The sequence below is a fragment of the Corallococcus sp. CA049B genome (assembly GCF_003611685.1).
In the GTDB taxonomy this organism is placed as follows: Bacteria; Myxococcota; Myxococcia; order Myxococcales; family Myxococcaceae; genus Corallococcus; species Corallococcus coralloides.
The window spans coordinates 1-12,006 of the sequence record NZ_RAWC01000260.1; the positions used below are offsets into that span (position 1 = coordinate 1).

The 12,006-nt window shown below is 72.6% G+C and carries 11 protein-coding genes; 7 read left to right on the plus strand and 4 right to left on the minus strand.

What is annotated here, in order from left to right; all coding sequences use genetic code 11:
* The first annotated feature begins 166 nt into the window (after positions 1–166).
* From D7W82_RS34700 to purB, 6 genes are all read left to right on the plus strand, one after another.
* Positions 167–964, plus strand: a complete 798-nt coding sequence (locus D7W82_RS34700; RefSeq protein WP_120622405.1) for a hypothetical protein — start codon at positions 167–169, stop codon at positions 962–964.
* Positions 965–975: 11 nt separating this feature from the next.
* A complete protein-coding gene (locus tag D7W82_RS34705) occupies positions 976–1,986 on the plus strand; it encodes a M23 family metallopeptidase (protein WP_120622406.1) in 1,011 nt (336 codons plus the stop codon).
* 76 nt (positions 1,987–2,062) lie between these two features.
* The gene (dut, locus tag D7W82_RS34710) at positions 2,063–2,518 is read left to right on the plus strand and encodes a dUTP diphosphatase (RefSeq protein WP_120622407.1); all 456 of its coding nucleotides are present in this window, start codon (positions 2,063–2,065) and stop codon (positions 2,516–2,518) included.
* A gap of 113 nt (positions 2,519–2,631) precedes the next feature.
* Positions 2,632–5,538: an SUMF1/EgtB/PvdO family nonheme iron enzyme gene (locus tag D7W82_RS34715; protein ID WP_120622408.1), complete on the plus strand. Its 2,907-nt coding sequence runs from the start codon at positions 2,632–2,634 to the stop codon at positions 5,536–5,538.
* The gene (locus tag D7W82_RS34720) at positions 5,538–6,497 is read left to right on the plus strand and encodes an ABC transporter substrate-binding protein (protein ID WP_120622409.1); all 960 of its coding nucleotides are present in this window, start codon (positions 5,538–5,540) and stop codon (positions 6,495–6,497) included. Before D7W82_RS34715 ends, D7W82_RS34720 begins: the two co-directional genes overlap by 1 nt.
* Entirely contained in the window at positions 6,494–7,807 is a 1,314-nt protein-coding gene (purB, locus tag D7W82_RS34725; protein WP_043321986.1) for an adenylosuccinate lyase, read from the plus strand. Before D7W82_RS34720 ends, purB begins: the two co-directional genes overlap by 4 nt.
* 25 nt (positions 7,808–7,832) lie before the next feature.
* On the opposite strand, the gene D7W82_RS34730 is transcribed toward purB, so the two are convergent.
* Both D7W82_RS34730 and D7W82_RS34735 read right to left on the minus strand, forming a co-directional pair.
* Entirely contained in the window at positions 7,833–8,789 is a 957-nt protein-coding gene (locus tag D7W82_RS34730) for a phosphoribosylaminoimidazolesuccinocarboxamide synthase (protein ID WP_120622410.1), read from the minus strand.
* A gap of 78 nt (positions 8,790–8,867) precedes the next feature.
* A complete protein-coding gene (locus tag D7W82_RS34735; protein ID WP_043321985.1) occupies positions 8,868–9,458 on the minus strand; it encodes a hypothetical protein in 591 nt (196 codons plus the stop codon).
* A gap of 51 nt (positions 9,459–9,509) precedes the next feature.
* Between D7W82_RS34735 and D7W82_RS34740 the strand changes: the two genes are divergently transcribed.
* Complete coding sequence (locus tag D7W82_RS34740) at positions 9,510–10,247, plus strand: RNA methyltransferase (RefSeq protein WP_120622411.1); 738 nt, start codon at positions 9,510–9,512, stop codon at positions 10,245–10,247.
* Positions 10,248–10,284: 37 nt separating this feature from the next.
* Here the strand turns inward: D7W82_RS34740 and D7W82_RS34745 are convergent, their stop codons facing one another.
* Both D7W82_RS34745 and D7W82_RS34750 read right to left on the minus strand, forming a co-directional pair.
* Positions 10,285–10,557, minus strand: a complete 273-nt coding sequence (locus D7W82_RS34745) for a hypothetical protein (protein WP_014398796.1) — start codon at positions 10,555–10,557, stop codon at positions 10,285–10,287.
* 150 nt (positions 10,558–10,707) lie between these two features.
* Complete coding sequence (locus tag D7W82_RS34750) at positions 10,708–11,997, minus strand: S1C family serine protease (protein WP_233588117.1); 1,290 nt, start codon at positions 11,995–11,997, stop codon at positions 10,708–10,710.
* Positions 11,998–12,006: the final 9 nt, after the last annotated feature.

Consider the following 12,006-nt stretch of genomic DNA (forward strand, 5'->3'; position numbering starts at 1 on the left):
GGGCTCCCCGCCCGGCGGCGGCGCACCGTTCGAACCTGTCCGACAGTCGGACAGGTTTGGAGCTCGCGAGGCGGGGAGCAGGGGGTGTTTTCGTCCTGGTGGGGTGGAGGCTTAAAACCCCGGGAGGGCCTCCCGCGTTGATGGGGGACCGCCCCGGAGGCGCTGCATGCCGGTCCATCCATCCAGCTCCTCGGAGCCTTCGAGCAGCTTCCTCACGGATGTCTCCCGGTTCCTGGGGGCGTTCCGCTGGGCGTTCATGCCGCTGGGCCTGCTCGCGCTGGTCGCGGTGGGCGTGCACGCGGCGGCGGACACGCTGGATGACCGGCTGCTCACGGGGGTGGACCGGCTGGACTCCGCGTTCGATGCGTGGGTGGGCCAGTTCCCCGCGCTCGCGTCGATGGTGGATTGGGTGTCGCTGGAGACGCGCACCCGGCTGGCTCGGGCCCTGGCGCTGGCCTGGGAGCTGGCGGCGGACCTGCTCCTGGCGCTGCCGGCGCTCGGTTATCGCGAGACCGATGCGGCCCGGCCCGTGGAGCCCTGGCGTCCGGTGACGGCGTCCGCTTCGGAGTCCTCCTCGTGGAAGGCGCTGCTGCGGCGCTGTCTGCGGCGGCCCGCTCCGATGCGGTGGGTGCGTCCGCTGGCCACCGCGGGCGTGGTGCTCGCGGGCGCGTGCACGGTGGCGCGGCTCGTCCAGGGCACGGTGTACCTGTCATGGCGGCCGCTGTTCGGCGACGTCGCCGCGGACTGGGCGGCCCGGGGGCTGGCGGTGGCGGCGCTGTGCGGGGTGAGCGTGTCGCTGGGCTGGCGCGCGGTGCTGCGCAACCTCCAGCACGCGGACGCGGCGTGTGAAGCGGTGGGGGCGCGGCGGGCGTGGACTCGCGGGCTCCTGGGGTGCCTCGTGGTGGCGCCGCTGGGACTCGCGGCGGCCTGGGACGCGGCCCCGGTGCTGTCCTTCCTGCGCTGAGGCCCTGACGCATGTTCGCTCGACGCGCCCGGGGACTCCTGGACTTCACCTTCGCGCTGCTGTGCGTGTGGTGCGCGTACCACCACACGCCCGCGGGTGCGCTCCTGCGGCGCGCTGGCGCCTGGGCCGTCCACACGCGCACCACGGCCCGGCCGCTGCTCGCGTACTACGACGGCGTGAGCGGGACGGCGGTGCCCGTGCCCGCCGCGCTGCCCGCCGCGCTGCTCGCTCGCGTGCCCACGAGCGCGGAGGCGCTGGCGTGGGGGACGCACTCGGCGCTGAAGGCCCTGGATTCGAAGGCCCGCGAGCCGTCGCTCGCGCTGGCTCGTGAGCTGGGCATCGCTCCGGAGACGCTGGTGGATCCGGCGAAGGGTCCGGCGGCGACGCGGCGGATGCTGGACGCGCTCGCCAGGGACTTCCCGTCGGAGGAGGCTCGGGTGACGGCGGTGTTCGCCGGGCGGGTGCCCGCGCGCTTCGCGCTGGAGCGGGTGGACGCGGAGGGTGGGGCGCTCAGCCTGGAGCGCCTGGCGAAGCAGCTGCCCCCGGGCTTCGAGGGCTCCTCCGTGGGCGCCGCGCAGGCGCTGGCGCTGTCCACGGCGCTGATGCTCGGGTGGCCGGTGTCGGAGAGCGCTCCGGTGACGAGCCCCTTCGGCTACCGCGTCCACCCCACGCTGCGCACGCGCCGGATGCACACGGGGGTGGACCTGGCGGTGCGCTCGGGCACGACGGTGACGGCGGTGGCCGCGGGCGTGGTGCGCCGCGCGAGCGAGGACTCCGTCAACGGCCGCGTGCTGGTGCTGGACCACGGGCGGGGCGTGACGACGGCGTACTGTCACAACTCGGAATTGCTGGTGGAGGCGGGCACGCGGGTGGAGAAGGGACAGGCCATCGCGCTGTCGGGCAGCACCGGCCGGTCCACCGGGCCGCACCTGCACTACCAGCTGGAGTTGGCCGCTCGGCCCGTGGACCCGTTCGGGTTCCGCACCGCGCTGCGCATGGCGGACGGCGCGACCGAGCTGTGAGTGCGAGCTCACACGACCCGTGACGTCGCCGTCAGGAAGTAGATGGGGGGCCTGGGGGCGTGTTACGGCGGGGGGCATGGACCCCTCGCTGACCGTCCCCGTGCGCCGGGTGCGCTCGCATCCGGACCCGCTGCCCCTGCCGCGCCATGAAACGGAGCTGGCCGCCGGGCTGGACCTGCGGGCCGACATCGACGGGGAGCGGGTGCTCCAACCCCTGGAACGGATGGCGGTCCCCACGGGGCTGGCCTTCGCGCTCCCGCCGGGCTTCGAGGGCCAGGTGCGGCCCCGCTCGGGGCTGGCGCTCCGGCATGGGGTGACCTGCCTGAACTCCCCCGGGACGGTGGACGCGGACTACCGGGGGGAGGTGCAGGTGCTGCTCGTCAACCTGTCCAACACCCCCTTCACCCTGCGTCGGGGAGACCGGGTGGCCCAGCTGGTGGTGGCCCCCGTGACGGCCACGGCCCTGCGGGAGGTGGAGGTGCTGGAGGTGACCTCCCGAGGGGACGGAGGGTTCGGGTCCACCGGCCGATAGGGCCCGGCGCGCAACGTCGTTCCTCAACGGCTCCGGAGCGGGCAGAATAGAGCCCCCCGGCCGTCCGCCAGGGAGGCCGCCCCCCCGCGGCCCCGTTCCGGAGTTTCACTGCTTTGCTCTGCTACCGCTGCGGCAGCCATGTCCCCGATTCGAGTGAAACCTGCGCCACGTGCGGCCAGAAGTTCGACGCGGCCGCGCGTCAGGCGGCGGGGGCGGCGCGCCGCAAGGGCGCCGAGGGCGCGCCGTACAAGCCGGGCGACGTCGTCGCGGAGCGCTACGCCATCCAGGAAGTGGTTGGGGCGGGGCCTCTGGGCTTCGTCTTCCGCGCGCAGGACCAGGCCATCGACGTGGAGGTGGCGCTGAAGGTCATCCAGCCCCGGCTGGTGCAGCAGCCGGAGGAGCGCACGCAGTTCGCGCTGTCCATGCGGGTGGGCAAGAAGCTCAACCACCCCAACCTGGTGCGCGTGTACGAAGAGGGCGTGGACGGGGACCGGCCCTTCTTCACCATGCAGCTGCTGGAAGGGCTGTCGCTGCGCCGGATGATGGAGCAGCGCGCGGCGAAGGGGCAGCTGTTCTCACTGAAGGAAGTGGAGCCGCTGCTGGCGCAGATGGCGGCGGCGCTGGACGGGGCGCACCGCTTCGGGCCGCACTCGGACGTGAAGCCTGAGAACGTCTTCGTCCTGCCGGACATGTTGAAGGTGTCGGACTACGGGCTGGGGCTCGCGGTGCCGCACCTGCCCTTCGTGCAGGCGCAGAAGGGGCACCGGGCGGCGGCGTACATCGCTCCTGAGTACGTGAATGGCGCGGAGCTGGACACGCGCATGGACGTGTACTCGCTGGGCGTGTTGATGGGGGAGATGGTGACGGGGCTCCTGCCGGAGGACGGCGGAGTGCCCGAGGTGTCGGTGCGGCATCCGGACCTGCCGCCCGCGTTCGAGTCGCTCTACCGGCGCGCGCTCAACGTGAACCCGCTGGCCCGTCCGAAGTCGGGCGGCGAGCTGCACGCGGAGTTCGCGGCGCTGGTGCAGCGGCACCCAGCCGCGGCGTCGAGGCAGCGCTCGGTGCCCGCGTCAGGCGCGCTGCCGCCGTCCGCGGTGGCCGCGCGCGCGGCGAACAAGCCGCTGCCGCCGGTGCCCACGGGCATGCTGCCGGTGGCGAGCGCGCCCACGCCGGCCGCGCCCATTCCGGCGGTGGATGACTCGCCTCCGCCGGATGCGACGCAGCCGCTGGACGCGGCGACGCTGGCGGCCATCCTGGGTTCGAACGCGCAGGCGCTGGACTACATCACGGGGCCGGAAGCGCGCTCCGTGTCCGACGCGGCGACGCAGCAGGAGATGCGCGCGGTGGCGCCGTCGGGCCGCAAGGGCGCGGAGGCGGCGCAGGATCCTCGGATCCTGGGGCAGGCCCCCGACGTGGCGGCGCAGCAGGAGGCCCGCGCGGCCTCGCGCCCGGCGGATGAACCGCGCGCGGCTCCGGCCAAGGCCGCCGAGCCGGTGATGCGCATCTTCGCGAAGGCGGAGGAGCCGTCGTTCCCGGCGGATCCTCGCGGCGCCCGCTCCGCGGAGGGCGCGGCCGAGGCGCGGTCCTCGGCCCGTGGCGGCGGTGAGGCCTCCTCCAGCGACGGGCGCTCCAACGGTCGCGGCGAAGCCGCCGTGGGCGACGGGCGCTCTGGCCGGGGTGAAGCCTCTTCGGGCGACCTTCGCTCCAACGGCCGTGGCGAAGCGTCCAGCGAGGGGCGCGCTGGCCGGGGTGAAGCCTCTTCGGGCGACCTTCGCTCCAACGGCCGTGGCGAAGCGTCCAGCGACGGGCGCTCCGGTCGGGGCGAGGTCTCTTCGGGCGGGCGCTCCGGCCGCGGAGGCGAGGCGTCCACCGACAGCCGGCCTGGCCAGCGCAACGCGGATGCAGCAGCCACGGAGTCACGCTCCGGCCGGAGCTCCGACGACGACGAACCCTCGGAGTCCCGTTCCTCCAGCCGCGGTGGCCGCAACTCGCGGGCCTCCGGCGCGGTGTCGTCGGTGAACTCGCGCGGCTCGGAGGCGTCGGGTCCTCGCGCCCCGCGAGCCTCGGCGGCCCAGGGCGCGGTCCGCGCTTCTGGCGTTCACGGCGAGAACTCCACGGGCGGCCGCTCGCGCAAGGGCGAACCCCCGCCGGACGTGTCGGGTGTGCGCTCCTCGGCGCGCCGGCTGCCGCCTTCCACCTCCGGCCTGCACACGCTCCCCACGACGCGGGCCACGCAGGCGAAGCCGGCCCGCTCCGGCCCCAGCTCGATGATGTGGATGGTCATCCTCGCGGTGGCCGGCGTCGTGCTGGGCGCGGGCGGTGGCTACCTCTACCTGCGCCTGCGTCAGGCCCAGGCCGCGAAGAACAGCACCACGCCCGCGACGCCGGGGACCGCCGCCGCGGGGGACGGCATCCTGGCCACGGGCTCCTGTCCGGCCGGTATGCGCCTGGTGAGCGGCGGCAGCTTCAAGAAGGGCTCGTCCCCAGAGGACCTGCAGGCCGCCGGCTCCACCGACGAAATGCCCATGGGCAGCGTCATGGTGGAGTCGTTCTGCGTCGACGAGTACGAGTTCCCCAACCAGGCCGGCCGGAAGCCCCGCGTCTCCGCGACGTGGCTCGACGCGAAGGCCGCCTGCGAAGGACTCGGCAAGCGGCTGTGCTCGGAGGAGGAGTGGGAGAAGGCCTGCAAGGGCCCTGGCAACGCGCGCTTCTCCTCCGGCGGCGAGCAGGCCCAGTCGGCCTGCAACACCGGCACGACGGATGCGGCCGCGGAGCGCAACCTGGCGCCCTCCGGGGCCCGTCAGTCGTGTCGCTCCGGCTACGGCGTGGCGGACCTGTCCGGCAACGTCGCCGAGTGGACCTCCTCCAGGTTCCCCAACTCCAACCCCGAGGAACTGCTCATCAAGGGCGGTTCCTTCGACACGGCCGGCGACACCGCCCGGTGCTCCGCGCGCCGCCGGGGCGCCCCGTCGCTGAAGGCCGCGAACGTGGGCTTCCGCTGCTGCCAAGACGCGCCGTGATGACGACGCTCCGGAGGCTCGCGCTCCTCACGCTCCTCCTGCCCGCCGTCGCCCTCGCGCAGGCCTCCTCGCGAAGCCCCGCCCGGCCCCGCGTGGTGGCCGTGAAGTCCTCGAGCCTGGCGCCGTACGCCTCCTTCCTCGCCGGCTTCACGTCCGAGGCCCGCGCGGACGTCACCGAGCTGACCCTGGAGGAGAGCCCCACGGAGGCCGCGCGCGTCTTCAAGTCGCTGGCCGCGCAGAAGCCCGCGCTGGTGCTCGCCCTGGGGCCGCTGGCCGCCAACGCCGCCCGCCGCTCGCTGGGCGAGGACGTGCCCGTGCTCTTCGCCATGGTGCCGTACCACGAGAAGTACGGCCTGGAGGCGCCCCACGTCACTGGCATCGCGCTCACCAGCGACTTCGGGCCGGAGCTCGCCGCGCTCAAGGCCGTGGCTCCCGGCGCGAAGCGCGTGGGCATCCTGCACGACCCGCGCTCCTCGGCGGGCGCGGTGGCGCAGGCCCGCTCCGCTGGCGCTGCCCTGGGGCTCACCATCGTCCCGCTGGCCGTGGAAGCGCAGGAGCGCGTGGGCGGGGTGCTGGAGGGCGCTGAGGGGAAGGTGGACGGCCTCTTGATGGTTGCGGACAAGACCGTGGGCAACGCCTCCGTCGTCCAGGCGCTCATCGCCTTCAGTGCCTTGCGCAAGGTGCCGCTGGTGGCGCTCACGGCCAGCCAGGTGAAGGAGGGCGCGACGCTGGCCCTCGCGCCGGCCCCGCTGGCGCTCGGTCAGCAGGCAGGGCGGCTGGCGAACAGAATCGTCCACGAGAAGGTCGCCCCCGGCGCGCTGGCGGTGGCGCGGCCCGAAGGCCTGGACCTCTCGTTCAACCTCACCGCCGCGAAGAAGTCAGGTCCGTCCTGTGACGTCGCGCTGGAAGTGCTCCGGTTCGCGGCGCGCCGGGACTTTGCCGTGAAGGTCTACGAGTGATTCCACGCTACAGCCGTCCCGAAATGGCCTCCCTCTGGTCCGACGTCGCCCGCTACCGCCGCTGGCGCGACGTGGAGCTCGCCGCGCTGGAGGGCATGGTCGCGCAAGGCCTCGCCCCCAAGGAGGCGCTGGCGGACTGCCTCGCCCGCGCCGGTGACTTCACCGAAGCGGACGCCGCGCGCATCGAGGAGATTGAGCGCACCACCAAGCACGACGTCATCGCCTTCCTCACCTTCGTGGAGGAGCGCGTGGGCCCCAGCGCCCGCTGGCTGCACCTGGGCATGACGTCCTCGGACGTGCTGGACACGTCGCTGGGGCTCACCCTGCGCGACTCCGTGGACCTGCTGCTCAAGGGCATGGACCGCGTGATGGCCGCGGTGGAGAAGCGCGCCTTCGAGCACAAGCACACGCTGCAGATGGGCCGCAGCCACGGCATCCACGCGGAGCCCATCACCTTCGGGCACAAGCTGGCCATCTGGTACGACGAGCTGCGCCGGGGCCGCACGCGCCTCCAGCACGCGCGCGACACCATCGCCGTGGGGAAGATTTCCGGCGCGGTGGGCACGTTCGCGCACCTGCCGCCGTCCGTGGAGGAGCACGTCTGCCAGAAGCTGGGCCTCACGCCCGCGCCCGCCTCCAGCCAGGTGGTGCAGCGCGACCGGCACGCGGAGTTCTTCACCGCCATCGCCCTGGTGGGCGCGAGCCTGGAGAAGTTCGCCGTGGAAATCCGCCACCTCCAGCGCACGGAGGTGCGCGAGGCGGAGGAGCCCTTCACGCCGGGACAGAAGGGCAGCAGCGCCATGCCGCACAAGCGCAACCCCATCCTGTCGGAGAACCTCACGGGCCTCGCGCGCCTCTTGCGCGGCTACGCGGTGAGCGCCATGGAGGATGTGGCGCTGTGGCACGAGCGGGACATCTCGCACTCGTCGGTGGAGCGCGTGATTGGTCCGGACGCCACCATCCTCCTGGACTTCATGCTCCACCGCTTCGCGGGCCTGGTGGAGAACATGCGCGTCTACCCGGAGCAGATGAAGAAGAACCTGGACCTGCTGGGCGGCGTGGTGAACTCGCAGCGCCTGCTGCTGGAGCTCGCGCGCAAGGGCATGGACCGGCAGGCCGCGTACGTCGTCGTCCAGCGCAACGCGATGAAGATGTTCGAGGAGGGCGTGGACTTCCGGCAGGCCCTGCTCAACGACGCGGACCTGCTCAAGATGATGACGCCCGAGGAGGTCTCCGACTGCTTCTCCCCGGGCTACCACACGCGCCAGATGGACGCGGTGTTCCAGCGCGTCTTCGGCCGCGCCAGCTGAAGCGCGGCCACGGCGGGCGAGGGGATTAGAGGTAGCCCTTCGCCCGCAGGTGCCCTTCGATGCGCGAGTGCACGTCCCCGGGCGTCAGCACCAGGGGCGTGCCGGTGATGCGCTCGTAGGCGGCCACGTACTTGGTGGCCAGGTCCACGCGCACGTCGTCCGGGATGGAGGGCAGCGCGCCGTGGCCGGAGAAGTTCCGCTCGCGGATGAGCCACTGGCGGATGTTCTCCTTGTCCAACATCTTCTGGTCCTCGCCCTTGGCGAAGCGCGACTCGTACTCGTCCGCCACCCAGTAGCGGCTGGAGTCCGGGGTGTGCATCTCGTCGATGACGTAGAGCTCGTCGCCCACCTTCCCGAACTCGTACTTCGTATCCACCAGGATGAGGCCGCGCGTGCGCGCCCACTTCTGGCCCTCCAGGAACAGGCCCCGGGCGGCCTCCGTGATGCGGGCCCAGTCGCGCGGCGTGGCCAGCCCGCGCGAGAGGATTTCCGCCTCGGAGATGGGCTCGTCGTGCTTGCCGTACTCCGCCTTGGTGGACGGCGTGAGGATGGGGGATTCGAACGCGCTGTCCTTGCGCAGGCCTTCCGCGAAGGGCACCCCGTAGGCGGTGTGCGTGCCCTTCTCGTAGTCGCGCCACAGGCTGCCCGTGAGGTAGCCGCGCACCACCACCTCCACGGAGAAGGGCTGGCAGGCGCGCGCCACGGTGACGTTGGGGTCCGGCACGTCCAGCACGTGGTTGGGGACGATGTGCTTCGTGCGGTCGAACCAGAAGGCCGCCAGGCGGTTGAGCACCTCGCCCTTGAAGGGGATGGTGGTGAGCACGTGGTCGAACGCGGAGAGGCGGTCGCTCGTCACCAGGATGAGCGTGTCGCCCTTGCGGTACGTGTCGCGAACCTTGCCCTTGTAGGGCGTGCCGAGCGACGGCAGGTCCGTCTGGCGAAGCGTATGGGTGAGTTGCGCGTGGAGGGCGGAGGTGTTCACGTCGGAGGCGCCTCGCGGCCCCGGCCACTGACCGCCGGAAGGCGGCGGGAGCGGGGCCAGCTCATGAGGCGCGCGACTCTACTGGAGGCCCGCCGTCATGGAAGCAGGACCGTAGGCCGTTGCCAGATAGAGGAACGCCGGGTTGATCCGCAGGATGCCGTCCACGTAGGCGACCGCATACGGCGCGCCCGCGGCCCGGTCCACCCGCACCGCGCCCTCCGGCTGGATGCCCCACAGCCCCAGCAGCGTGCGCGCCACCAGCTCCGCGGCCTCGCGCTCCGACAGGCCCTGCAGGCTCTCCCGCCGGTCCTCCGGCCAACGGTCGCCCGTCCGCGCGTCGAAGACGAACTGGAGGCCGCTGCCCGCGTCCGGCGGCTGGAGCAGGTCCGCGCGAGGCTCGAAGCCCGGCGCCGCGACGAACTCGTTGCCCTGGATGATGGGGAAGAGCGCCACGCCCTGCGCGGACTGCCCGGCCTGCTGCTCCGACTGGCGGGCGATGTCCCGGAAGAGCTCCAGGCGGACGGCCGGGGACTCGAACTCCACCACCTCTGGCGAGCTGCTCAGCGCCTGCCGCGCCGTGAGCGAGGAGCGCACGGGCGCACCCGTCCCGTCGCACGCGGTGGTGAGCAGGGACAGCGACAGGAGCAGGCCAGGGACCCAGCGACGCATCAACGGGAATATACCGATCACGCCGACGCACCACCAGCTAAACTCCGGTGCATGCGACCAGGTGCGGAGCTGACTGTCGTCCTTCATCAGACCCGTTCACCCGACAACCTCGGGGCTGTCTGCCGGGTCATGGCGAACTTCGGTTTCGAACGTCTCGTCCTCTCGGAACCCGTGGTCCAGGACTTCAGCCTGGCGCAGAAGATGGCCGTGAAGAGCGGCCACATCCTTTCGGGCATGCGCGTCGCACCCACCCTGGCGGAGGCCCTGGAGGACTGCGTGTACGTGGTGGGCACCACGTCGCGCACCCAGGTGGTGAAGCGCGCCCCCCTGACGCCGGAGGACGCGGCGCGGCGGCTGGCGGAGGAGAGCACGCGGGGGCGGGTGGCGATTCTGTTCGGCGGCGAGCAGCGCGGGCTGTCCGACGAGGACCTGACCCACTGCCAGGACCTGCTCGTCATCCCCACGTCGGACGTGCAGCCGTCCATGAACCTGGCGCAGTCCTCCGCGGTGCTCCTGTACCTCTGCCACCGGCAGGGGCTCACCTCAGAGCCCGCGCTGCCCCAGGAGGAGGCCGGCGCGCGGCTGGGGACGCTCAACGCGCTGAGCGGGCGCATGCGCGCGGCGATGCTGGCGGCGGACTTCCTCAACCCGGAGGCGCCGCAGCACGTGCTGCACGAGTTGGAGCGGACGTTGATGCGTGCGCGGCTGACCCAGAGAGAGGCGGAGCTGTGGCTCAACGCCTTCAAGCACCTGGGCCGCGCGGTGGCGCCGGGGACCTCCCGCGAGTGAGGCGGGGGGCCGGCGCCACACGGAACAGCCGGGCGACTTAAGCCGCCGCGTCCTTCTTGTAGGTCTCGGCGAAGTGCTTCTCGCACAGACCGGCCTTGGGGCCGACCTTGGCGCGGCACTCCGGCTTGGAGCACACGCGGTAGCGCGTGTGGGGCAGCTCGCCCTGGCGCCACTTCTTGAAGTGGAAGAAGCAGTAGCTCTTGGCACGGTAGGGGCGCTTGCAGCCCTCCACGGTGCACGCCTTCTTGCCGCCGCCCTTGGCGGTGCGCGGCCAATGGGTGAGCTTCGTCGTCTGGGTGGCCTCGGCCATGGTACGGATTCTCCTGCGAAACGATGCTTGAAGACCCGTGACGCCACCTGTGGGTGGATCCGCCACGATGTGAAGGCGGACGGTGTATCGCCGGGTTTCGCGGAACGCAAGGAGCCTGGATGCCCGCCAGGGCCCTGGAGGCCCCACCCGTCAGGGGGCGGCCAGGCCTTCATCCGCCTTGGGAATGCCCCCGGACCGGCCGGAGGGGGTGCTCGGCACCGGGGAGAGCAGCTCCTCCAGCACGGAGCGGGCCCCGGCGGCGCGCTCGCCCGGCGTGCCCCCCGAGGCCAGCGTGGACGGCGGCGCCTCCACCAGGGGCAGGTCCTCCAGCTTCACCTTCAGCGTCATGGGGCGGCCCAGCCGGCGCAGCTGCAGCCGGATGCGCTGGCCCACGCCGCGCGCGGCCACCTGCCAGCGCAGCGTGTGCGCCCGCGCCACGGACAGCCGGTCCATGTTCAGGATGACGTCCCCGGTGCGCAGGCCCGCTCGGGCCGCCGGGCCGTCCTCCACCACGTCCGTCACCACCACGCCCCGGCCGCGCGGGTCCAGGTTGAAGGCCTGCGCCACCTCCGGGGAGAAGTCCTGCACGCTGATGCCCATCCACCCCCGGCGCATGCGCCCGTGGGCCTTGAGCTGCGGAATCACCGTCTTCGCGATGTCGATGGGGATGGCGAACCCGATGCCCTGGCCGGACACGTTGACGGCGTTGGCCACCGCCACCACGTCGCCGTGCAAGTCGAGCACCGGCCCGCCGGAGTTGCCCGGGTTGATGGAGGCGTCCATCTGCAGGTAGTCGAAGTCGCCGTCGCGGCCGTTGGGCGTCACGTCCGTGCGGCCCACGTAGCTCACCACGCCCACCGTCACGGAGTGCGCCAGCCCGAACGGGTTGCCGATGACGACCACCCAGTCCGCGATGCCCACGTGGGACGCGGACGCCAGCTTCAGCACCGGCAGCTTCCGGGGGGCGTCCACCTTGAGGAGCGCGCAGTCCGTGCGCTCGTCCTCGCCCACCACCGTGGCGGGGAACTCCTCCACGTAGCCGTTCGCGCTGCGGATGGAGATGGTGACCTCCGAGGCCCCGTCCACCACGTGCGCGCTGGTGAGGATGTAGCCGTCCGGATGGATGATGAAGCCGGAGCCGATGCCGCGCTGGGGCTCCTCGCCCGGAGCCACCTCCGCGAGGTCCTGGCGCGTGGTGATGGACACCACGGCCGGCATCGCCTTGCGGGCCACTTCACTGATGTTGGAGTGCTGCCGGGAGACGGCGCGGTTCTGCGACTCCAGCCACAACTTCCCGGGCGTGCGGGCCCCGGCGCTGCCCGCTGTCCCCAGCGCGCACGCCAGCACCGCCCACTTGATGCCGCCCCCGAACCGCGTCCAACCCATGGGCCCCGCCTTCCCACCACCGTCCAACCCAATGCCCCGGCGCAACCTAGGCACGGGGGGGAG